This is a genomic window from Amycolatopsis sp. Poz14 (assembly GCF_006704225.1).
GTDB classification, from domain to species: domain Bacteria; phylum Actinomycetota; class Actinomycetes; order Mycobacteriales; family Pseudonocardiaceae; genus Amycolatopsis; species Amycolatopsis nivea.
In genome coordinates this window covers 5845069-5867015 of record NZ_JACLHD010000001.1, presented here as the reverse complement: position 1 = coordinate 5867015, position 21947 = coordinate 5845069, and the positions used below count along the sequence as shown (strand labels likewise).

General features: G+C 71.4%; 21 protein-coding genes and 1 pseudogene. 14 read left to right on the top strand and 8 right to left on the bottom strand.

Annotated features, from left to right (window positions below; all coding sequences use genetic code 11):
• Positions 1 to 32 precede the first annotated feature (32 nt).
• Entirely contained in the window at positions 33 to 677 is a 645-nt protein-coding gene (locus tag FKO37_RS27790; protein ID WP_238606399.1) for a methyltransferase domain-containing protein, read from the top strand.
• A gap of 176 nt (positions 678 to 853) precedes the next feature.
• Entirely contained in the window at positions 854 to 2281 is a 1428-nt protein-coding gene (rox, locus tag FKO37_RS27785) for a rifampin monooxygenase (RefSeq protein ID WP_238606398.1), read from the top strand.
• A 57-nt stretch (positions 2282 to 2338) separates the two neighbouring features.
• Here the strand turns inward: rox and FKO37_RS27780 are convergent, their stop codons facing one another.
• From FKO37_RS27780 to FKO37_RS27765, 4 genes are all read right to left on the bottom strand, one after another.
• The gene (locus FKO37_RS27780) at positions 2339 to 3115 is read right to left on the bottom strand and encodes a PE-PPE domain-containing protein (RefSeq protein WP_037806161.1); all 777 of its coding nucleotides are present in this window, start codon (positions 3113 to 3115) and stop codon (positions 2339 to 2341) included.
• 174 nt (positions 3116 to 3289) lie between these two features.
• Positions 3290 to 4210 (bottom strand): fumarylacetoacetate hydrolase family protein, encoded by a 921-nt coding sequence (locus tag FKO37_RS27775; RefSeq protein WP_037806160.1) that lies wholly within the window; start codon positions 4208 to 4210, stop codon positions 3290 to 3292.
• Complete coding sequence (locus FKO37_RS27770) at positions 4207 to 4989, bottom strand: cyclase family protein (RefSeq protein ID WP_037806158.1); 783 nt, start codon at positions 4987 to 4989, stop codon at positions 4207 to 4209. Before FKO37_RS27770 ends, FKO37_RS27775 begins: the two co-directional genes overlap by 4 nt.
• A gap of 19 nt (positions 4990 to 5008) precedes the next feature.
• The gene (locus FKO37_RS27765; RefSeq protein ID WP_238606397.1) at positions 5009 to 6520 is read right to left on the bottom strand and encodes a CocE/NonD family hydrolase; all 1512 of its coding nucleotides are present in this window, start codon (positions 6518 to 6520) and stop codon (positions 5009 to 5011) included.
• Between the two features lie 103 nt (positions 6521 to 6623).
• Here FKO37_RS27765 and FKO37_RS27760 point away from each other — a divergent pair, with 103 nt between their 5' ends.
• The 3 genes from FKO37_RS27760 (at position 6624) to FKO37_RS27750 (ending at position 8732) form a co-directional block, all read left to right on the top strand.
• On the top strand, positions 6624 to 7214 hold the full coding sequence (locus tag FKO37_RS27760) for a TetR/AcrR family transcriptional regulator (protein WP_238606396.1): 591 nt from the start codon (positions 6624 to 6626) through the stop codon (positions 7212 to 7214).
• 45 nt (positions 7215 to 7259) lie between these two features.
• On the top strand, positions 7260 to 7856 hold the full coding sequence (locus tag FKO37_RS27755) for a TetR/AcrR family transcriptional regulator (protein WP_238606395.1): 597 nt from the start codon (positions 7260 to 7262) through the stop codon (positions 7854 to 7856).
• 141 nt (positions 7857 to 7997) lie between these two features.
• The gene (locus FKO37_RS27750; RefSeq protein WP_134728312.1) at positions 7998 to 8732 is read left to right on the top strand and encodes an SDR family NAD(P)-dependent oxidoreductase; all 735 of its coding nucleotides are present in this window, start codon (positions 7998 to 8000) and stop codon (positions 8730 to 8732) included.
• A 511-nt stretch (positions 8733 to 9243) separates the two neighbouring features.
• On the opposite strand, the gene FKO37_RS27745 is transcribed toward FKO37_RS27750, so the two are convergent.
• Together FKO37_RS27745 and FKO37_RS27740 are read right to left on the bottom strand one after the other, a co-directional pair.
• Positions 9244 to 9891 carry an SWIM zinc finger family protein gene (locus tag FKO37_RS27745; protein ID WP_238606394.1) on the bottom strand — a complete coding sequence of 216 codons (648 nt, stop codon included), beginning with the start codon at positions 9889 to 9891 and terminating at the stop codon, positions 9244 to 9246.
• Complete coding sequence (locus FKO37_RS27740) at positions 9888 to 12356, bottom strand: DEAD/DEAH box helicase (RefSeq protein WP_238606393.1); 2469 nt, start codon at positions 12354 to 12356, stop codon at positions 9888 to 9890. The genes FKO37_RS27745 and FKO37_RS27740 overlap by 4 nt, the downstream gene beginning before the upstream one ends.
• A 106-nt stretch (positions 12357 to 12462) precedes the next feature.
• Here FKO37_RS27740 and FKO37_RS27735 point away from each other — a divergent pair, with 106 nt between their 5' ends.
• The 5 genes and pseudogenes from FKO37_RS27735 to FKO37_RS27715 all read left to right on the top strand — a co-directional run bounded on the left by FKO37_RS27735 (position 12463) and on the right by FKO37_RS27715 (position 16257).
• Positions 12463 to 13212: a TetR/AcrR family transcriptional regulator gene (locus FKO37_RS27735; RefSeq protein ID WP_037806149.1), complete on the top strand. Its 750-nt coding sequence runs from the start codon at positions 12463 to 12465 to the stop codon at positions 13210 to 13212.
• A gap of 86 nt (positions 13213 to 13298) precedes the next feature.
• Positions 13299 to 14540, top strand: a pseudogene (locus tag FKO37_RS27730) (RNA polymerase sigma factor); the annotation flags it as partial.
• Positions 14541 to 14609: 69 nt separating this feature from the next.
• Complete coding sequence (locus FKO37_RS27725) at positions 14610 to 15413, top strand: alpha/beta fold hydrolase (protein WP_238608341.1); 804 nt, start codon at positions 14610 to 14612, stop codon at positions 15411 to 15413.
• On the top strand, positions 15413 to 15736 hold the full coding sequence (locus tag FKO37_RS27720) for a YciI family protein (RefSeq protein WP_238606392.1): 324 nt from the start codon (positions 15413 to 15415) through the stop codon (positions 15734 to 15736). Before FKO37_RS27725 ends, FKO37_RS27720 begins: the two co-directional genes overlap by 1 nt.
• 32 nt (positions 15737 to 15768) lie before the next feature.
• A complete protein-coding gene (locus FKO37_RS27715) occupies positions 15769 to 16257 on the top strand; it encodes a GyrI-like domain-containing protein (protein ID WP_238606391.1) in 489 nt (162 codons plus the stop codon).
• A gap of 19 nt (positions 16258 to 16276) precedes the next feature.
• Here the strand turns inward: FKO37_RS27715 and FKO37_RS27710 are convergent, their stop codons facing one another.
• On the bottom strand, positions 16277 to 16753 hold the full coding sequence (locus tag FKO37_RS27710; protein WP_238606390.1) for a DUF1772 domain-containing protein: 477 nt from the start codon (positions 16751 to 16753) through the stop codon (positions 16277 to 16279).
• A gap of 113 nt (positions 16754 to 16866) precedes the next feature.
• Between FKO37_RS27710 and FKO37_RS27705 the strand changes: the two genes are divergently transcribed.
• Together FKO37_RS27705 and FKO37_RS27700 are read left to right on the top strand one after the other, a co-directional pair.
• Positions 16867 to 17706: an alpha/beta fold hydrolase gene (locus FKO37_RS27705; RefSeq protein WP_238606389.1), complete on the top strand. Its 840-nt coding sequence runs from the start codon at positions 16867 to 16869 to the stop codon at positions 17704 to 17706.
• Between the two features lie 575 nt (positions 17707 to 18281).
• On the top strand, positions 18282 to 19217 hold the full coding sequence (locus FKO37_RS27700) for an AraC family transcriptional regulator (protein ID WP_037806139.1): 936 nt from the start codon (positions 18282 to 18284) through the stop codon (positions 19215 to 19217).
• A 4-nt stretch (positions 19218 to 19221) separates the two neighbouring features.
• Here the strand turns inward: FKO37_RS27700 and FKO37_RS27695 are convergent, their stop codons facing one another.
• Positions 19222 to 20358: an NAD(P)/FAD-dependent oxidoreductase gene (locus FKO37_RS27695; RefSeq protein ID WP_238606388.1), complete on the bottom strand. Its 1137-nt coding sequence runs from the start codon at positions 20356 to 20358 to the stop codon at positions 19222 to 19224.
• Between the two features lie 83 nt (positions 20359 to 20441).
• Between FKO37_RS27695 and FKO37_RS27690 the strand changes: the two genes are divergently transcribed.
• Positions 20442 to 21128 (top strand): TetR/AcrR family transcriptional regulator, encoded by a 687-nt coding sequence (locus tag FKO37_RS27690; RefSeq protein ID WP_238606387.1) that lies wholly within the window; start codon positions 20442 to 20444, stop codon positions 21126 to 21128.
• A 27-nt stretch (positions 21129 to 21155) separates the two neighbouring features.
• Complete coding sequence (locus FKO37_RS27685; protein ID WP_238606386.1) at positions 21156 to 21899, top strand: hypothetical protein; 744 nt, start codon at positions 21156 to 21158, stop codon at positions 21897 to 21899.
• Positions 21900 to 21947 lie beyond the last annotated feature (48 nt).

The window sequence follows — 21947 nt, the reverse complement described above, 5'->3', positions numbered from 1 at the left end:
GGGCGCGGCGGCGGGGGCTACTGTCCCTGCCCGTGACCGAACCTGTTTACGTAACCGAGACGCGGACCGCGTACGACACCGTTGCCGAGTCGTACGCCGAACTGCTGAAGGATTTCCTCGAGTCGAGCACGTGGGACCGGACGATGCTCGGCGCGTTCGCGGAGCTGACCGGCGAGGGGCCGGTGGGCGACCTGGGCTGTGGGCCCGGCCGTCTCACCGGGTACCTCGCGTCGCTGGGCTTGGACGTCTTCGGCGTCGACCTGTCCCCCACGATGGTCGAGGTCGCCCGCCGGACGCATCCGGGCCTGCGCTTCGAGGTCGGCTCGCTCGCCGCTTTGGATGTCGCCGACGGCTCGCTCGCCGGTGCGCTCGCGTGGTATTCGCTGATCCACACGCCGCCCGAGGAGCTTCCGGTGCTGGCCAAGGAACTCGCGCGGGTGCTGCGTCCCGGCGGCTGGCTGCTGACCGCGTTCCAGGTGGGCGACAACCAGCGTCGCCGCATCGAAAACGCCTACGGCCACGACATCGCGGCGGACGCGTACCGGCTGGATCCGGATTTCGTCGCGCAGCTGCTCACTGACGCCGGTTTCGTGGTGGACGCGCGGCTGGTGCGCAAGCCGGGCCCGAGCTACGAGGCGACCGATCAGGCGTACGTGATGGCCCGCAAGGAGGGCTGAGGAACGTCCGCTGGGGACAGAAGGGGGCAGGGACTTCTCCCTGTCCCCTTCAACATATAGCGCACCCCGGGGCTTGCGGCAAGGCCCGGGTGGTGCTCCACAATCGTCCGCCGGAGCCACTGCCTGCGGAAATACCGCGGGCGGGAAGCGGCTCCGGTACAGGGGACGCAAAGTTCATGGTGGACGTGATCGTGGTGGGGGCCGGGCCGGCGGGCGTCATGCTGGCCGCGGAGCTGCGGCTGCACGGGGTGCGCGTGGTCGTGCTGGAAAAGGACGCGGAACCGCCGAAGTACGTGCGCGCGCTGGGGATGCACTCGCGCAGCATGGAGGTCCTGGACCAGCGCGGGATGCTGGAGCCGTTCCTCGCCGAGGGGTCGACGCATCCGGCCGGGGGTTTCTTCGCGGGGATCGCGCGGCCCGCGCCGGAGCGGCTGGACACGTCGCATCCGTACGTGCTGGGGCTTCCGCAGCCGATCACCGACCGGTTGCTGGCCGAGCACGCGGTCGATGCGGGCGCGGAGATCCGCCGCGGGTGCGAGGTCGTCGGGCTGAGCCAGGACGACGACGGGGTGAGCGTTTCGCTCGCCGACGGCAGCGAACTTCGGGCGCGGTATCTGGTCGGCTGCGACGGCGGGCGGAGCACGGTGCGCAAGGCGCTCGGCGTCGCGTTCCCGGGCGAGCCCGCGCGGCGCCAAGTGCTGTTGGGCGAGATGGAGGCGACCGCGGATCCCGCCGAAATCACCGCGCGGGTGATGGAAATCCGCAAGACGCAGCTGTGGTTCGGGGTCGGGCCGCTGCGCGACGGGATGTTCCGCGTGGTCGTGCCCGCAGCCGGGGTGGTCGAGGACCGGGAGGAGCGGACGCCGACGCTGGACGAGGTCAAACAGCAGCTGCGCGAGTACGCCGGAACGGATTTCGGCGTCCACTCCCCTCGCTGGCTCTCGCGGTTCGGGGACGCGACCCGGCAGGCCGAGCACTACCGCGTCGGCCGGGTGCTGCTCGCCGGGGACGCGGCGCACGTGCACCCGCCGCTGGGCGGGCAGGGGCTCAACCTCGGCCTCCAGGACGCGTTCAACCTCGGCTGGAAGCTCGCCGCCGAGGTCAACGGCTGGGCTCCGGAGGGACTGCTCGACACCTACGAGGCCGAACGGCACCCGGTCGCGGACGCGGTGCTGGACAACGTCCGGGCGCAGGCCGTGGTGATGTCGCCCGATCCGGACGGGCGCGCGATGCGGCGGTTGCTGACCGAGCTGATGGCCTTCGAGGAGGTCAACCGGCTGCTGCTGGAGAAGGTGCTCGCGCTCGACATCCGCTACGACTTCGGCGAAGGGCATCCGCTGCTCGGGCGGCGGATGCCGGACCTGGCGCTCAAGCGGGGACGGCTGTACGAGCTGATGCACCAGGGCCGGGGGCTGCTGCTGGACCAGAACGGGCAGCTGTCGGCGGAAGGCTGGGCGGACCGGGTCGACCGCGTCGTGGACGTGAGCGAGGACCTCGACGTGCCCGCCGCGCTGCTGCGTCCGGACGGTCATGTGGTCTGGACCGGCGAGGATCAGCGCGAGTTGGAGAAGCACCTGTTGCAATGGTTCGGCGCGAAGCGATGAGGACGTAGCGGGGCGGGTTTCCCGGCTTCCCTGGGGGTGCCGGGAAACCCGCCGCGGTCACGGATGGACCGGACCGCCCCAGCAGTCCTGTTTGCCCAGCCGCACCGACGTGTTGGTGTAGACGCCGTCGGCGATGCTGTCCTGCATGATCGACCGCTGGTCGGACGGGCGCGGCCACTGGTAGCACCAGTGCTGGGCGAAGTAGCCGCCCGCCGCCTGGATCGGGTCGAAATCGCAGATGCCGTCGGTCTGGATGCAGTAGCGGATGGACCGGACGCCGGCGAAGTCCGGGCGGCCCGCGCCGAACGACACGTATCCGCCGAACGGCGAGGGCAGGCCGGTGCCCGGCGGGAGCGTCGCGCTGATCCCGGTTCCGGCCGGGCCGGGCGGCTGCATCGGGTCGGCGAAGAGCTTGGCGCTGAACTTCGCCTTGTCGACGCCGAGCTGGTCGTCGGCGATGTCGTTGAGGACCAGGTTCGCCACGATCGCGCCCTGGGAGTAGCCGACGACGGTGAACTCGGCGTTCGGGTTCTCGTGGTAGGCGTCCTGGACGACCTGGCGGCCGCGGTCGTGTCCGATCGCGACGCTCTGGTCCATCGGGGTCTGGTCGCAGTTGGGCGCGCCGGCGGCCCCCGCGGGATAGTCCACGACCCGCGCGATGCCGCCCTGCAGCCACTCCGGACGGTAGACCGACGCCTTCCCGTCGCAGGTGCCGCCGATCAGGATGTAGTAGTGCGCGTCGTCGGCGTACGCCGGTGTGGCGCTGGCGAATCCCGCGCCGAGCGTGGCGACGACCGCGCCGATCAGCGCGATCCTCCTGGTTTTCTTCCCCATCGGGTCCCCTCCGCGTCGAATGGTCAGTATGTTGCTGAACGTGTTCGGAAAGCTACGGAGGAGCAATGAAATCCTGCTGACATCATGATCGCCCGCGAGCCGGGGCGTTCGCCGATGCCGCTGGTCAGGCGGCACCGGCGCCGGATCCGAGTCCACCGGATCGAGTGACCCGCCTCAAGCCGCGCTTCCGCGCCGGGCAGCGGGCACGTCGTGCAGGGGCGGACCGGCGACCACGGTGTTGTGGACGGTGCCGATCCCTTCCACGGTCATGCGGACGGTGTCGCCGATCCGCAGCGGCGGCGGTTGCCGGTCGCCGCGCCATCCCCACAGTTCGGCGAGGCAGCCGCTGCCGCAGGTTCCGGAGCCGAGCACGTCCCCGGGCCGGACCCAAGTGCCCCGGCTGGCGTAGGAGATCAGCTCGGCGAACGTCCAGGCCATGCTGGCGAGCGTGTCGCCGCCGATGCGGGTGTCGTTGACGAAAACCTCCATCGCGAGGTCGTACCTGCCGTCGCGGTCGGCCAGTTCGTCCGGGGTGACCAGCACCGGGCCGAGCGTCGTGGCGGTGTCCTTGCCCTTGGCCGGTCCGAGTCCGACGCGCATTTCGCGGCTCTGCAGATCGCGCGCCGACCAGTCGTTGAGGATGGTGAACCCGGCGATGTGGTCCGCGGCCTCGGCGACGGACAGGTTGAAACCCGCCGTGCCGATCACGGCCGCGACTTCGAGTTCGAAGTCCAGCACTTCGCAGCCAGGCGGCATCGGGACCGGGCCGCCGGAGCCGATCGCGGCGTGCGGGTTGGTGAAGTAGAAGGCGGGCGCTTCGTACCAGGCATCCGGGACTTCGCTGGTTCCGGTGATCGCGCGCAGCGAGCCGGCCGTGTGCTGTTCGAAGGTGATGAAGTCGCGGATGCTGGCGACCGGCACCGGGACGGCGATCGACGCGGTTTCGTCCCAGGCCGACCGCTCGCCTGCCGCCCCGGTCTCCCCTGCGGCGAGCACCTCGAAGACGTCCGCGGTCTCGGGCAGCAGATCGATGCGGTCGCCGTCGACGACGCCGTAGCGCTGGACGCCGCCGACGAACAAGGAACCGATTCTCATTCCGTCTCCTCGTCGAAGATCGCCACCGCGCGGGTCCAGCCTGCCGACGCCGCGTGGATCTTGACCGGGAAGCAGGCGATCTGGAACCCGGTAGCCGGGAGGCTCTCCAGGTTGTGCAGCTTCTCGAGATGGCAGTAGCCGATCTCGCGGCCGGCCCGGTGGCCCTCCCAGATGACCGAGGCGTCGTGGTCGCGGGCGTAGCGCTCGGCGGTGAACCGGAACGGGGCGTCCCAGCTCCAGGCGTCGGTTCCGGTCACCCGCACCCCCTGTTCGAGCAGGTGCAGGGTGGCGGCGCGGCCGACTCCGCAGCCGGAATCGACGTAGTCGTCCTGGCCGTAGCGCTCCCCGGCGCGGGTGTTGACCACCACGATGTCGAGCGGGCGCAGCCGGTGGCCGATCCGGTCGAGTTCCGCGTCGATGTCGGCGGGCGTGACGACGTGGCCGTCGGGCAGGCTCCGGAAGTCCAGCTTCACTCCCTGCTGGAAGCACCAGTGCAGCGGCACCTCGTCGATCGTCATCGCCCGGCGGCCTCCGTCCATTGTGGACGCATAGTGGTACGGGGCGTCGAGATGGGTGCCGGTATGCGTGGTGGCCTCGATCCGCTCGATCGCCCAGCCTTCGCCGTCGGGCAGATCGGCGGCCGTCGCGCCCGGGAAGAAGCGGAGCAGGTCCGGGACCGACTGCTGGTGGTCGACGTAGGTGATCGAGGGCCGGTGCCCGGGCGGGTCGGACGCGATCCCGCTCCGCAGCGGAACCGAAATGTCCACGAGCTGTCGCATGGCGACTCCTTCCGGCCGCTCAGCGCGGGATGACGGGGACGAGCAGATGGGAGGCGTGGTCGCCGCCGAGGTGGATGACGGCGCCGGTCGCCGGGCGGGCGAGGTCGGGCCGGTCATGGGTCATGAAGCCGAGGTCGCTGTCGCCGGCGACCAGTTCGAGGCGCAGCCGCTCGCCCGGCGCGAGAGAGATGCTGGTGGGCCAGATCTCGACCTCGAGCAGGGTCGGCTCGCCGGGCACGAGGGGAATCTCGCGGGAATGGGTGTGCCACGGCCGGTGCGGCAGCGACCGTTCGGGATCGGTCTCGCGGTGGGAAGCCTTGAGCCAGCCCATCGTCATCGGGACGGGACCGCCCTGGGGGCCGACGCCCGGGATCGGCTCGCCGTCGGTGCCGATGTGCTGCACCCGCGCGAAGACGTCGAGGTCGTCCTGCTCGGAGCTGAGCCACAGGCGCAGCGCGACCGGACCGGTCAGCTCCAGCGGATCGGTCACCGGGGCGGTGTCGAAGCTGGCCGGGTAGGAAACCGTCGCGGCGTCCGCGGGCGGGTCCCAGTCGAGGGTTCCCTCGCCGAGGTGGAGTTCGCGCCACTGCGTCTGCGGGAGCGGGAAGTCCGTGGCGTCTCGCCATTCGACCTCGCGCCCGTGCCGGATCGCGAGCCGCACCGGGGGCACGCCGTCCATCCGGTCGGGCTGGTCTTTGAGGAACCGGTCGAGGAAGCGCAGCTGCAGATCCAGCGCCCAGTCGGCGTAGTAGGGATCGATGTGGGTGCCGGTGTGCACGACGAGCCACTTGTCCCGCGACGCCGCGCGGGCCCAGCCTTCGATGTTGCCGCGCAGGTGGACATGCAGGGCGCCCCAGTTGCCCGCCGACAGCACCGGCACCGTGACCCGGTCCAGGTCGACGATGCGCGCTCGGTGGTAGTCGTCCAGCACGGGGCGCTGCGGGAGCACCTCGCGCCAGTCGTCGCCGTCCTCGCCGTTGCGCTGGGGAGTGATCTGGCGGTCCCACCAGAACTCGACGAACCCGTTGGCGTACAGGCCGCCCTGGTAGATGAAGTCGCGGTAGAAGTCGGTCGCGCCTTCCCAGGCCACGACCGCGGCGAGGTGCGGCGGCTGCAGCTCCGCGACCCGCCAGCCCATCATCGCGAGCCACGAGATGCCGCTGGACGCCACCTTTCCGGTGGACCACGGCTGTCCGGCCGCCCATTCGACGACGTCGTAGAAGTCCTCGGAATCGCCCGGGCTCATCAGGTCCATCCGGCCGGGCGACTTGCCGGTGCCCCGGGTGTCGGCGCGCAGCACCGCATAGCCGCGGGCCGTCCACCACTCGGGGTCCGGGGTCTCCCAGACCATGTGCTCGCTCTGCGGCACGCGGTCGTAGAGCGGATAGCGGTCCGGCCAGTGCACGTCCTTGCCGTACGGGCTGATCGACGCCAGCACGGGAAACGCGCCCTCGTCGTCGGGCAGGAACAGGTCGGCCAGGATCGGCGAGCCGGTGCGGGCGGGGACCTCGATGTCCCGTTCGATGCGCATCTCAGTACTCCAGGGGGTGACCGTTAAAGCAAGTCCGCTTGCGTCAAGGAGTATGGCCACTGGCACGCGCTAAAGCAAGCGGACTTGTATTAGAGTGCTGCCCGTGAACGATTCGGACGTCCGGCGACGACCCGGCGGACGGGCGGCCCGGGTGCGCGCCGCCGTCATCGACGCGACCAACGAGCTCCTGCAGGACCATGGCCTGACCGGACTGAAGGTGTCCGAGGTGGCGCGGCGCGCGCAGGTCAACGAGACGTCGATCTTCCGGCGGTGGGGCACCCGCGAGAACCTCGTCATCGATGCCCTGCTCGCCGACGCCGCCGAACAGCTTCCGGTGCCCGACAGCGGGAATGTGCGCGACGACCTGATCGCCTACGCCACCTCGCTCGCGAAGTACCTGACCTCGCCCGCTGGCAACGCCCTCGACCGAACCCTGGCCTCAGCCGGCGACGACCCCGCCACCCAGCAGCTGCGCGACCAGTACTGGGACGCCCGCTACGCCCAGTCCGGCCAGATCGCCGCGCGGGCGGTCGAACGCGGAGAACTGCCCGTCGGCACCAGCCCGCGGTTCGTGCTGGAGATGCTCGTCGCGCCGCTGCACTTCAGGATCGTGCTCACCCGCGAGCCGCTCGAACCGGACTTGCCAGCACGCATCGTCGACGCGCTCCTCCACGGGCTCCTCACGTCTGCCTGAGTCAGCGTTGTGGCCCGTACGGTCCAGAACCAGTAGGGTCGGCGCATGGCCCGGCCCCGCGAGTTCGACGAACAACGCGTGCTGCTCGCTGTCCGCGACGAGTTCTGGGACAAGGGCTACGCGGCGACGTCACTGGAGGACCTGCTGCGCGCGAGCGGACTCGGCAAAGGCAGCTTGTACGGGGCGTTCGGAGACAAGCGAAGCCTATTCCTGCGAGTACTGCGCGACTACGACGACGCGAATCTGCTGAAGCTGCGCGAAAATCTGGCGTCCGCGGCGCGCGGGATCGACATGGTGCGCGCGTTTCTGCTCAGCCCGACCGTCGACCCGACCGGAGCGGTCGCGCGTCGAGGTTGCTTGCTGGCCAACAGCAACGCCGAACTGGCCGCCAGTACTCCGGACGTGGCCGCTGAGGCGCGTCGCAGCTACGACGCGATCACGGACATCCTTGCCGAGGCACTGGAACGCGCCCAGCGCGAAGGCGACCTCTCCCCTGACGCCGATCCTGCCGAGACAGCCCGCGCGGTGCTCGTCGCCCAGCTCGGCCTGACCGCGCTCGGGCGTACCGGCATGGACGTCGACGCGCTCACCAAGGCGGCCCAGTCCACTATCGAGCGGCTGCTGCCCGTCCCGGCGCAGTAAGCCGCACCGCCGCTCTCGCCGCGGATGCCTGCCTGGCACGTCCAGGTCCATGCATGCTCTTCCCGCCTTCGTTATTGACCGCTCGGTCCAGATCTGCGACAGTTATGGACCTTACGGTCAATAATCTTGAAGGAGGGCGGCATGGCCGTCTTGGCAGACAAAATCGCCGTGGTCACCGGAGGCAGCACCGGCATCGGATTCGCGACCGCGCGCGCGTTCCGCGACGAGGGCGCCAAGGTCTTCATCACCGGCCGCCGCAAGGACGCGCTCGACGCCGCGGTCGCCGAACTCGGGCCTGCCGTGACGGGCGTGGTCTGTGACGTTTCGGTGCTCGAGGACCTCGACGCGTTGTACCGAACCGTGCGCGAGCAGGCCGGTCGCATCGACGTGCTGGTCGCCAACGCAGGCATCGGCATCTCGGCTCCCCTCGGCGAGGTGACGGAGGAGCTGATCGACTCGGTGTTCGCCACCAACGTCAAGGGAACGATCTTCACCCTGCAGCAAGCGCTGCCGCTGCTGAGCCCGAACGCCTCGGTGATCCTCACCGGTTCGACCGCCACCACCCGGCCCGGCCAGGGACTCGAGGTCTACGCGGCATCGAAGGCCGCGATCCGCAACCTCGCCCGGGGCTGGGCGCTCAGCTCGCGCACGCACGGGTTCCGGGTCAACGTCGTGTCCCCCGGCGGCACGCGCACGCCCGGTCTTCTCGAACTGGTCCCGTCCGAGGCGCTCAAGCAGTCCGAAGGCGCGATACCGCTGGGTCGCCTCGCCGAACCCGCGGAGATCGCCGCCGTGACGACGTTCCTTGCCTCGGATGCGTCCAGCTATGTCAATGGCGCCGAGTTCTTTGCCGACGGGGGTTACGCGCAGGTGTGAGCACCCGCGAGAACATCACGGGGACAGAGCGAGAACTCGGTGCCTGGCAAGGAAAGCAGCGGGCGTCGACCGCTGCCGGAGCCGAACTGTCCGGTCTTGCCGAGCGCAGCAGGGAAGCAGGCTCCGTGCGAGCGCGGGTCTGGCGGGAACTCTGCAAGGCTCGGCGATGAAAGCCAAACCACCGAGCGTTCGAGTGCTGCACGCACGTGGCCGTGCGCGAGCGTTCGTCAGCGGACGCGCGGCGGGAATTCCGCGAAATCGGGCAGCGCAAGGCCAAGCCGCCGGTTATAACGGGTGCCGCGGGTGCCCTCGGCTGTGCGTGAGCGCAGGTCGGCGGAAAGACGGCGAGAACTCCGGCAGCGAAAGCCACCGGTCTTGCCGAGCGATGCGAGCAATCCGGCTGCACACGCTCGGCAGAACGGCGGCGTGAACTCGGCGGGATCCGGCGGCGGAAGCCAATCCGCCCGATCCCGCCGAGCGCTGCACACATCCGGCCGCGCACGAGTGCCGGTCACCGCACGACCGGGATGAGCTCCGCGAGATCCGGCAGCGGCGGCACCTCCCGGGCATACATGTCCGCCGCCAGCACGCCGGTGGTGACGCGGGTGGCAGTACGGCGGCCGAGTTCGTCGAGGATTTCCTGTTCGGTCCGGCCGCGGGCGAGCAGGAGCAGGAACGGGTCCGCGTCGAGCAGCCACGCGACCTGGAACGACAGGGCGGCGGCGTGCCGGCACGGGAGTTCCCAGCCGGGGCAGTCGCAGTCCGGGTCGAGGTCGCCGATGCCGGGCAGCAGCGGGACGACCTCGGCCAGCTCCGGCGGCAGGTGCCGGTCGAGCAGTGCGGCTAGGTGGCCGGAGTGGTCGGCGGCGCGGTCGAGCAGCAGTTCCCAGTCCGTTGTGGACAGTTCGGCCAGGTGCACGCCGGTGCGGTACGGGCCGTCGTCGGCGTCCTCGGTGGTCGCGGTGATCAGGCCGGGGCTGACCGTGATCGGGCCGACCAGGCCCGCCGCGGCGTAGCTCCGGCCTTTCTTCAGCTGCCGCAGGTCGAGCGCGGTGTCCTCCATCGCCTGCAGCCACGCGCGGCCCCACCAGGTGCGGGCGAACGGGCCGCGGCCGGGGCGGGCGGGGAACGCGGGGAATCCGCGGACCCGGTCGGTCATCGCTGCCTCCGGAGGGTGACGAGCTCGGCCAGTTCGGCGTCGGTGAGTTCGGTGAGCGCGGCCTCGCCCGAGGCGAGCACCGCGTCGGCGAGCGCGCGTTTCTCCCGCAGCATCACCGCGATCCGGTCTTCGACCGTGCCTTCCGCGACCAAACGGTGGACCTGCACCGGCCGCGTCTGCCCGATCCGGTACGCGCGGTCGGTCGCCTGGTCCTCGACCGCCGGGTTCCACCACCGGTCGTAGTGCACGACGTGGTCGGCCCGCGTGAGGGTGAGCCCGGTGCCCGCGGCCTTGAGCGACAACAGGAACACCGGCACGTCGCCGTTCTGGAAACCGCGGACGAGCTCCTCGCGCCGCGCGACCGGGGTGCCGCCGTGCAGCAGCTGCGAGGGGACGCCGCGCGCGGCGAGGTGCCGTTCGAGCAGCCGCGCCATCACGACGTACTGGGTGAACACCAGCACCGCGCCGTCCTCGGCGAGGATGGTGTCGAGCAGTTCGTCGAGCAGCTCGAGCTTGCCGGACCGCCCGGCGAGCGGGCTGTCGTCGGGCTCGCCGAGGAACTGCGCGGGGTGGTTGCAGATCTGCTTGAGCGCGGTGAGCAGCTTGACCACGCGGCCGCGGCGGGCCATGCCGTCGCTCGCGGAGATGTCCGCCATCAGCTCGCGCACGGTCGCCTCGTACAACGCGGCCTGCTCCGCGGTGAGCGACACCGGCCGGTCGGTCTCGGTCTTGGCGGGCAACTCGGGCGCGATGCCCGGGTCGGATTTGCGGCGGCGCAACAGGAACGGCCGCAGCAGCCGCGACAGCTGCTCGGCGACCGCCGGATCGGCCCCGGATTCGACCGGCTTCCCCCAGCGCCTGCGGAAATCGGCGAGCGGGCCGAGCAGGCCGGGCGTGGTCCAGTCGAGGATCGCCCACAGTTCGGTGAGCGTGTTCTCCACCGGCGTGCCGGTAAGCGCGACCTTCGCCGCGGAAGGCAGCAGCCGCAGCGCTTTCGCCGTGTCGGAGCGGTGGTTCTTCACGTGCTGGGCCTCGTCGGCGACCAGCAGATCCCAGCTCACCCCGGCCAGCGGCGCGGGATCGGTGCGCAGCGTGCCGTAGGTGGTGAGGACGAACCCGCCGCCGAGATCGTCCAGCGACCGCGCCGTGCCGTGGAACCGGCGCACCGGCGTCCCGGGCGCGAACCGGCGGATCTCGGTTTCCCACGTGCCCAGCAGCGAAGCCGGGCACACGACCAGCGTCGGACCGGCACCGCGATGCAGGTGCAGGGCGATGAGCGTGACGGTTTTGCCGAGCCCCATGTCGTCGGCGAGACAGCAGCCGAGGCCGAGGCCGGTGACGGTGTCGAGCCACTGCAGGCCGCGCAGCTGGTAGTCGCGCAGGGTCGCGACCAGCCCGGCCGGCTGCGGCACCGGCACCGGATCGGCCGACAGCCGCTCTCGCAGCTCCTCCAGCCAGCCGTCGGTGCGGACCTCCACCTGCTCGCCGTCGACCTCGGTGCGCCCGGTGAGCGCGACGCCCAGCGCCTCGATCGCGGTGAGCGGCTTGAGCGTGCGGTCCCGGGCGCGGTCGGCGGTCGTGCGGTCCAGCAGCACCCATCGGTCCCGCAGCCGCACGACCGGACGCTGGGCCTCGGCGATCGCGTCGAGTTCCGCGACGCTCAGCTCGCTTTCGCCGAGCGCGAGCTGCCAGTCGAACTGCAGCACCCGGTCGCCGCCGAAGAACGACCGCGCGTCCGACGGCGCGTCGCCCGGCCGGACGACCGCTCGCGCGGCCAGCCCGGTGAGCTCCGCGGGCCAGTGCACCGCCAGCTCCGCGGCGTCGAGCGCGCCCGCGAGCAGTTCGGCGATCTCGCGGTCTCCCAGCGCGACCGACGACGGAACCGCCGCCGACAGAAGCGGAGCCAGCGCGGGCCACACCTCGGCTCCGTGCCGCAAGGCGAGCAGGACCTCGTGCCGCGCCTCCTGGCTGCCGGTGCGCCACAGTTCTTCCGCGTCCACCAGCGGTTCGGTCCCGCCGTGCACCTGGACGACCGCGCGGAACCGGCCGCCCGCCAGGTCGTCGGATTCGATCCGCAGCGACACCCGCAGCGCGGGCTCCACTCCGGCGACGTCGCCGAGGAATCGCATCAGCAGCGGATACGGCTCCGGCAACCGCGCCGGGTCGCCTGGGATCGGCGTCGCGTGCGCGTGCGGCGGCATCGCGTCGGCGAGCCGCCGCAGCCAGGCTTCCTCGTCGGGGTCGAGCGCCCCGGTCCACCCGGCCGACGCGAGCCGTTCCGCGGCCTCGGCGGCCAGCGCCCAGAACCTCGCCGACGGACCGGCCAGCGTCCGCAGCACCGGCACCGCGTCCGCGGTCGGCAACCGCAGCGCGGGCACCGTGCGCACCCCGTCCGGCAGCACGACCTCGACGGTCCCGGGCGCCCCGGGACCGTCCGGCTCCGCGCCGTCCGGTCTCCAGAACACGACCCGGCCCGGCTCCACCACTACTGAATTCAGCGCTCCGCCCTCCCCTGGCTGGCCTCTCCGGGATAGTCTACCGGAAAACTCTGTACTGCGTACAAGGAGCGATATGGACACCGAGGAACCGGGCGATCCGCGGCGGGCCATCGAACTGCTGTGGGGCGTGCCGGGTCCCCCGCGCCGCGGCCCGAAGCCGAAGCTGTCGGTCGAGCACGTGGTGTCCGCCGGGATCCGGGTCGCGGACGCGGAAGGACTGGACGCGGTCACCATGCGCCGGATCGCCGACGACCTCGGCGTCGCCACGATGTCGCTCTACACCTACGTGCCCGGCCGCGACGAGCTGCTGGAGCTGATGCTTGACCACGCGCACGGCGAGCTCCCCGGGGAGCTGCCGGAGGGCTGGCGGGCCGGGCTCGCCGCGGTCGCCGAGGACCTGTGGCGGCTCTACCACCGGCATCCGTGGCTGCTGGAGATCCGCGTAGGCCGCCCGACGCTGGGCCCGCACACCTTCGCCAAATACGAGCGCGAACTCGCCGCGATGGACGAACTCGACCTCGACGACGTCCAGCTCGACGCGATCGTCAGCCTGCTCAACGGACTGGTCGCCGGCGCGGCGCGCGGTTCGGTGGACGCGACCCGCGCCGCCCGGCGCAGCGGGTTGAGCGACGTCGACTGGTGGAACCGTTCCGCGCCGGTGCTGGCGGAAATCCCGGCGGCTGATCCGGTGCACTTCCCGCGCGCGAGCCGGGTCGGCACCACCGCCGGGCAGACCTACGGCGGATCTTCGGATCCCGAGCACCATTTCCGGTTCGGGCTCGAGCGCATCCTCGACGGGATCGGCCAGCTCGCCGGAGCCTGACCGCGCGAAATTGTCGGCGCCCCGGTTTACCGTTCGGACAGTGCCGGCGGAATCCGTTCGCCGGCCCGCATAGGGAGGGGCACGCAGTGACCGGGCAGCACGACGCGGCCGAAGCCGCGGTCGCGCAGGCGTTCCGCGACGAGTGGAGCTCCGTCGTGGCCACGCTCATCCGCGTCACCGGCGACTGGGACCTGGCCGAGGAATGCGCCCAGGACGCGTTCGCGCTCGCCGTGCGCACCTGGCCGCGCGACGGCGTTCCGGACCGCCCCGGCGCGTGGCTCACCACCGCCGCCCGCAACCGTGCCGTCGACCGGCTCCGCCGCGCGTCGGCGGGAGCGGACAAACTCCGGGAGGCCGCGCTGCTGGCCGTCCCGGACGAACCGGCAGCCGTCCACGGTGGACAGAACATGGTGGAAGACGACCGGCTCCGGCTCATCTTCACCTGCTGCCATCCCGCGCTCGCGTTCGAAGCGCAGGTGGCGCTCGCGCTGCGCACGCTCGTCGGGCTCAGCACCGCCGAGATTGCCCGCGCGTTCCTCGTGTCCGAGTCGACGATGTCGCAGCGCCTCGTCCGGGTGAAACGCAAGATCCGCGCCGCCGGGATCCCGTACCGGGTACCGCCCGCGCACCTGCTGCCCGAGCGCACCGCCGCGGTGCTCGGCGTGCTGTACCTGCTGTTCAACGAGGGGTACTCGGCCAGCGAAGGCGACGACCTCCAGCGTCCCGATCTGGCGGTCGAAGCGATCCGGCTGGCCCGGCTGCTGCATTCCCTGATGCCGGACGAATCCGAGGCCGCCGGCCTGCTCGCGCTGCTCCTGCTCCAACACGCCCGCCGCGGCACGCGGAACAGCCCCGACGGCGAATTGATCCCGCTCGAGGAACAAGACCGCAGCCAGTGGGACACCGCCGCGATCGCCGAAGGCACCGCGCTGCTGGAAAGTGCGTTGCGACGGCGCAGCCCCGGGCCGTACCAAGTGCAGGCCGCGATCGCCGCGTGCCACGCCAGTGCCGCGCGCGCCGAAGACACCGACTGGGCGCAGATCGCCGGGCTCTATCTCCAGCTGCGGCGTTACCGGCCGGGTCCGGTGGTCGAACTCAACCGCGCCGTCGCGGTCGGCATGGCCGTCGGGCCCGAAGCCGGGCTCGCCCTCGCCGACCGGCTGGCCGAAGACCTGACGGGCTACCACCTGCTGCCCGCCACCCGCGCGGACTTCCTCCGCAGGCTCGGCCGCACCGAAGAAGCCCAGGTCGCGTACACCGAAGCGCTCGCCTTGGCCCCCACCGGAGCCGAACGCAGCTACCTCCGGAGAAGACTTTCGGAAATTTCTTCGCCGGAGGTGTCTGTCTCCGCCTCGTCCGTTCGTCGGGAGGGCAGAACCGACTCCGGAAGGACAGTCATGATCACCAAGACCCTCAGCGCACCCGGCGCGCAGATCCACTACGACGTCGCCGGATCCGGGCCGCTGCTGCTCCTGGTGCCCGGCGGGCCCGCGGACGCCACCGGGTTCGCCGCGCTGCGCCCGTGCCTCGCCGACCGCTACACCGTCGTCACCTTCGACCCGCGCGGGATCTCCCGCAGCCGCACCACCGATCTCGACGACGACCTGGTCGGCCAGCACGCCGAGGACGTCCAGCGGCTGCTCGCCGAACTCGACGCCGGGCCGGTCTCGGTGCTGGCCAACAGCGGCGGCGCGATCACCATGCTCGAACACGCCACGCGCTACCCGGGCGCGGTGCGGACGCTCGTCGCGCACGAACCGCCGGTCAGCCACTACCTCGGCGACCTGCTGGCCGATTTCCCGGACATCCCGGGGATCTACCGGGAGCAGGGCGTCGACGCGGCGATCGGAGCGTTCATGGCCGCCAGCGGCTTCGAGATCCCGCCGCCTCCCGAGCACCCCACCGCCGAGGAAATCGAGCAGGGCAAGCAGATGCGCGGCAACTTCGAGGTGTTCTTCGGCAAGCTGATGGGCGCCATCGGCACGTGGGAACCCGACCTCGAAGCGCTCGCCGCTGGGGACACCAGGATCGTCGTCGCGGTCGGCGAGGCGGTCGGGACCCCGGCGTACGAGGCGGGCGTCGGCCTGGCCCGGGCGCTGGGCAGCGAGCCGGTCCGGTTCCCGGGCGACCACGGCGGTTTCGCCGCCGAACCCGAGGCGTTCGCCGCCCGCCTCGCCGAAACCCTCAACGAGGAGAACTGATGCGCTACCTGCTGATGATCGCCGGCTCCGAAGAGCCGACCCCTGAACAGCTCGCGATCGGCTGCGGCGGCTGGTCCGAGGACCTGCTCCAGCGCGGCATCCTCGTCGGCGGCGGCGGACTGCACCCGCCCGCGACAGCCACCGCGGTCCGCGTGCGCGACGGCGAGGTCCTGCTCACCGACGGGCCGTTCGCCGAGACCAAAGACCAGATCGGCGGCTACGCCGTGCTCGAATGCGCCGACCTCGACGAGGCCGTCGACCACGCGTCCCGGCACCCGGCCGCGACCTACGGCACCATCGAAGTACGCCCGCTGCTCGGCTGACTCCCGCACCCGCTCCCGGAAAGGAACCCCTCTTGCCCTCCATTGTGGACAGAAACGAACAGCGCTACGTCGGCTACCGCGCGACCGTCGGCCCCGACGGCATGGCCGAGGTCGCGCACCGGATCGCCGCGATCATCGGTGCCCTCGCCGAACGCGGCCTCGAACCCGCCTGCGCGCCGTTCTTCCGGTACCTGGTGCTCGGCGCGGACATGGAGACCGTCACCGTCGAGGTCGGCGTGCCGGTCACCGAACCGCTCGACCTCGGCGACGAGTACTTCAACGACGTCCTGCCCGCCGGGAAATACGCACAGGCCACCCACCACGGAGCGCCCAGCGGCCTCTTCGCCGCCACCGCCGACCTCCTCGCTTGGGGCGAAAAGGAGGACGTGCGCTGGGACCGCACCGTCGAGGCCGACGGCGAACACTGGGTCGCGCGGCTCGAGATCTACCGCACCAACCCGCAGATCGAGCCGGACGCGAACAACTGGGACACCGACCTCTGCTTCCGGCTCGCCGACTGACCTCACCGGTGTCCCGGGGTCACGCGCCCCGGGACACCACCGCACCGACCAGGCACCCGAATCCAGCCGCGGACAGCACCGTCCGCACCAGGTTCCAGCGCACCCACGGCTCCTTGAACTGGGCCCGCAGCGCGGCGAAATCGACCGTGTCCGCGGCGAGGGCGTTGTTCATCGGCACGTTGATCGCGCCGGTCACCACCACCATCGCCACCAACAGCACGGAACCTGCGATGAGCCAGGGCAACCCGCCTCGCGCGCCGCTGGTGAAGTGCAGCACCACGGCCGCGACGGCGAGCAACGGCGCGCCCAGGAACGACAGCATGAACCAGCCGTTGAGGATCGCCTCGTTGATCCGGCGCATCGCGGTCACGAACGTGTGGTCGTCGGCATGGGCGAGGCCCGGCATCACCGACACCGTGTACGCGTAGAACAACCCCGCGATCAAGCCTGCCGCGACCACCGCCGCCACGAGCGCCGCCTTGGAAACGATCACCATCGCCTTGCCTTTCGTCTTGTCCCCCAACGCACCCCAGTCAACCCGCAGACCGCGAGACGATCCATCGGTTATCCGCTCGGAGCCATGCGTCATCGTCTCGCTAGGAGACCTCCATGCAGCACTCGCTCCCCAACGGCGTCACTCTCGGCGCCGAGCACTTCGGCGACCCGGCCGCGCCGCTGGTCCTGCTCGCCGGCGGCACCACGATGCTGTCCTGGCCCGACGCCGTGTGCGAAGCCCTTGCCCGCGGCGGACGGCACGTCGTTCGCTACGACCTCCGCGACGCAGGCGCCTCGACCACGATCGACCCGAACGCCCCCGCCTACACCCTGCGCGACCTCGCCGCCGACGCCGCCGCGCTCGCCCGCGAACTCGACGACCGGCCCGCCCACCTGGCCGGGATCGGCGTCGGCGGGATGGTCGCCCAAGTCGCCGCTCTCGACCACCCCGAGGCGTTCTCCGCCCTCACGCTCTGCGGAACGCGCCCCGTCGCCCCCGGTCCCGTCGACGCGGACCTGCCCGATCACGACAAGAAAGCCATGCGCGCACTGTTCTCGCTGCCGATGCCGGACTGGTCGGACCGCGCCGCCGTCGCCGACCGGGCCGCCGCCAGCGCCAAAGTCCTCGGCAACGACCCCGACACGGCCCGAACCGTGGCGGCCCGCATCTTCGACCGTGCGGCCAGCGCGGAGCCCGCCGTGCAGGTGGCCAACCATCTCGGCATGGTGTTTTCCAAACTGGACTGCACGCCGCGCTGGCGCGAACGCCTGCCGGAAATCGCGCTCCCGACGGTGGTCCTGCACGGCCGCCGGGACGTGTTCTTCCCGGTGGGCAACGGCGAAGCGCTCGCCCGCGAGATCCCCGGCGCGCGGCTGGTCGTCCTGGAAGACGCCGCGAGCGCGATTCCGGACGCTGCCGCCGAAGAGGTCGCCGCGGCGATGCTCGCCGCCTGACACCGAGCGCCGACCTGATTCCCAGCCACGTCCGCGCCAGCTCGACGGTTGCCCGGGCACTGCAATCGCGGAGCCTCACGGGAACTCTTTGGCAGCGCGCAAATAGCGGACTTCCTCGACACCGGGCTAGCGCTCGGAGCGGCGGGTCGGCGCGGCCAGGGATGCGGAAACAACGGACCTCGTCGACACTCGGGCAGCGCTTGGTACGGCTGTCTGCGCCGTCGGGAGGCGGAAACAGCCCGACTGCGAGGGCCGCCTGCGCGGTCGGAGGGGTGGGAATAGCGGACTTCCTCGACACTGGGCTGCGCTCACTACGGCGGTCTGTGCAGCCGGGGGACGCAACCGACACTGGACCAGCGCCCGCAGCGGCTGTCGGCGCGGCTGGGAACCGGAAACTAGCGGGCTTCCTCGCCCCTGTCCCACCGCCCGCAACGCCGCGTCCGGTGAGCCGGAACAGCGGACTTCCTCGACACCGGGTCAGCGGTCTGCCCGGCAGGGCAGAAGAAAGCGCGCCGCGGCAAGGGAACCCCCGAAAACACGAAGTTTTCCCTTTCCGCGGCGCTAGTCTCGGCCAGGTGGACCCGCTCACCGCGTTGCTCGAAGGACCCCGTGCGCACGGCGCGTTCCTGCTCCGGTCCGTGCTGCGCCCGCCGTGGTCGTTGCGGATCGAGGACGAAGCGCCGCTGACCGTGCTCGCCGTCGTCCGCGGCGATGCCTGGCTCGTGCCCGACAACGCCGAAGCCGTCCGGCTGGGCACCGGCGACGTGGCCGTCGTCCGGGGGCCCGATCCCTACCTCGTCGCCGACGAACCGGGGACGCCGCCGCAGGCCGTGATCCGGCCGGGGCAGGAGTGCGTCACGCCCGACGGCGGGCATCTCACCGACCTGACCGAGTTCGGCGTCCGCACTTGGGGCGGCGACCCCGACGGTCCGACCGTGCTGCTCACCGGCACCTACCCGACGGTCGGCGAGGTTTCGCGCCGCCTGCTCGCCGCCGTGCCGAGCGTCGTCACCGCCCGGGCCGGAACCAGCCCGGATCCGCTCGTCGCGATGCTCGCCGACGAGATCGAACGCGACGTCCCCGGGCAGGAAGCCGTCCTGGACCGGGTGCTGGACCTCCTGCTCGTCCGCGTCCTGCGGGAATGGCTCGACCGCCCGGCCGCGCCCGCCTGGTACCGCGCGCACGGCGACCCGGTGGCCGGGCAGGCCCTGCGCCTGCTGCAGGACCAGCCCGAGCATCCGTGGACCGTCGCCGGTCTCGCGAGCGCGACCGGCGTTTCCCGCGCCGCGCTCGCCAGGCGGTTCACCGACGCGGTCGGCGAACCGCCGATGACCTACCTCGCTACCTGGCGGCTCGCCCTCGCCGCCGACCTCCTGCGCCAGCACCCGGACGCGACGCTCACCGCCATCGCCCGGCAAGTCGGCTACCGCAGCCCCTTCACGCTGAGCGCCGCGTTCAAACGGGAGTACGGGCGCAGCCCGCAGCACTACCGGCTGCGTGAACCTGCCTGAGACGTCAGTCTTCCTCCCCGAACATCTTCGCGAACAGGTGCCGCACCTTCTCCGCCGCGCCGTCGGACAGGAACAGCTCCAGGTTGTCCGCCGACATCCGCGCCGCCGGCTCGGCGCGTTCGAGCATCACCTGCTCGAACTTCCGCACATCGCCGCCTTCAGCGAGAACCAGCGCAAGCTCGGCGCCGTCGCGCATCGCGAGGTTCGCGCCCTGCCCGGCGAACGGCGACATCAGGTGCGCCGCGTCCCCGATCAGCGTCACGCCGGGCGTGTTCTCCCACCGCACCCCGACCGGTAGCGCGGTCAACGGATACGCCAGCAGCGGCCCGGACGTGGCATCCACCAGGGCCAGGAATTCCGCCGGCCACCCGGCGTAGAGCTCCTTCAGCGCGGCGCGAGCGCGATCCGGGTCGTCGAACGGGATCCCCGACGACTCCATCCAGTCCTCGCTGCACCGCAGCGTCAGATGGACCCGGATGGTGCCGTCTCCGTTGCGCTGCGCGGAAAGCGTCTGCTGATCCCCGATCGCGGAGAAGCTGCCGCGCCCGACGAGCGCCGAAGCAGCCGGGTGCGCCCGGTCCGCGTCGTGGATGACCAGCTCCATCCCGTGCGCGCCGCAGTACGCCGGTTCCGCGTCGGTCAGCAGCGGCCGGATCCTCGACCGGGCGCCGTCCGCGCCGATCAGGAAATCGCAGTCCAGGGTTTCGCCGCCGGACAGGTGGACGCGGTGGCGTCCGTCGCCGAGCGGCTCCGCGTGCGTCACCGCGTGTCCCCAGTGGACAGTCTCTTCCGGAAGCGCGTCGAGCAGCAGTTTCCGCAGCGCGGGCCGGTCCGCCTCGGGACGGCCCCAGCGTTCTTCCCCCTCGTCCGGGGTGACCTCCCGCCGCAGCAAGGTTCCCGCGGAGTCGTACAGGACCATGTCCTGGCCCTCCGGACGGGCGATCGCGCGGTAACCGGCCTCCAGCCCGGCCTCGCGCAGCGCCCACTGGCCCTCGCTGACGGTCAGGTCGAGCGTGCCGCCTTGGACTCGCGCTTCCCTGCTGGCATCGCGTTCGCAGACCACGGCGTCGATCCCGTGCGCGTGCAGCACCCGCGCACACGTCAGCCCGCCGAGCCCGCCCCCGGCGATCACGATTCGCATGATGACATCCCCTCGATACACTGTATTGGCGAAATACACCGTATCGGAACCGTCCCGGTACTGTCACCCGAAAAGGAGCGAGCATGGACGAACTGGTGTGGGAACGGCCCGAACCGCCGGCGCGCGCGGCGCCGGCGCCGTTGAGCCGCGCCCGCATCGTCGAGACCGCCTGCGCGCTCGCCGACGAAGGCGGGCTGGAAGCGGTGTCGCTGCGCAAAGTCGCCGCCGCGCTCGGCGCCGGGCCGATGCGGCTCTACGGCTACCTCGACACCAAAGAAGAACTGCTCGACCTGATGACCGACGCCGTCTACGGCGAGATTCCGCTGCCCGACCCGGACACCGAAGGCGTGGCCGCGCTGCGCGCGCTCGCCCACGGCTGCCGCGCCGCCGTCCAGCGGCACGAATGGTTCGCGGACCTGATCGGCGGACGCCCCGGCCTCGGCCCGAACGCGCTCGCGTACCTGGAGGCGTCGCTCGCCGCCGCGGCCGGTCCGGGCCCGATCGAGGACGCCGTGATCACGGTCTTCACCGTGCACTCCTATGTCACCGGTGCGGTCCGCAGCGAGATCCGCGAACGGCGGCTCATCAGCGACACCGGCCTCGACGAGGAAGGCTGGCACCGCGCCGCCGCGCCGTATCTGAAGCGGATGTTCGACACCGGCCGCTACCCCACCCTGTTCCGCACCGCCCGCGACGCCGTGCACCCGGACGGCGACACCGTCTTCGCCGCCGGCCTCGAGCGCGTGCTTGCTGGACTCGCCCTCGGCTAGTTACCGCTTAAGCGGCAAGATAGGCGCATGGACACCGCCGCACTGGGGCCCACGACCCGTGTCATGCACGCGATGGAACAGCTCTGGGCCGAGATCCGGCGGCGGCATGCGGACGTTCCCGAAGCGATTCTGGTGCTGGCCTCGGGAACGATGGGCACCACCACCGAAATCCACGGCCACTTCGCCCGGTCCCGCTGGCACGTCGGCGACGGCGTCGAACCGCGCGCCGAGTTCTTCCTCGGCGCCGAAGGCCTGCGGCGCAGCGCGGCCGAAATCCTCTCCACCACGCTCCACGAAGCCGCGCACGGACTCGCCGCCACCCGCGACATCGTCGACGTCAGCGACGGCCGCTACCACAACAAACGCTTCGCCGCGCTCGCCGCCGAACTCGGCCTCCGTGCCGAACAGGCGGACCGGATCGGCTGGTCCGCCACCACCGCGCTCCCCGCGACACTCGAGGCGTACCAAGGAGAACTCGCCCGGCTCGAAGCCGCGCTGACCGTGTGGCGGCACACCGAGCAGGAGGTCGCCCGACGCGCCGTCGCGGCCCCGCCGGACGACCCGGAAACGCCGGACGAGATCGCCGAACCGCTCGCGCCGCCGGTGGTGATCGCACCGGTCGACGGCCGCGGCGCGCACCGCGGCGGGCCGAACTACGTCGCGGCGATCTGCCGGTGCGAACCCCCGCGCCGGATCCGCGCGGCCCGGTCGATCCTGGAACTGGGCCCGATCACCTGCACCTTGTGCACCGAGCCGTTCATCGAGGCCTGACCGCTGCCGCGGTACCGATGTAGTGCTTGCACTTTGCTATCACTTCGG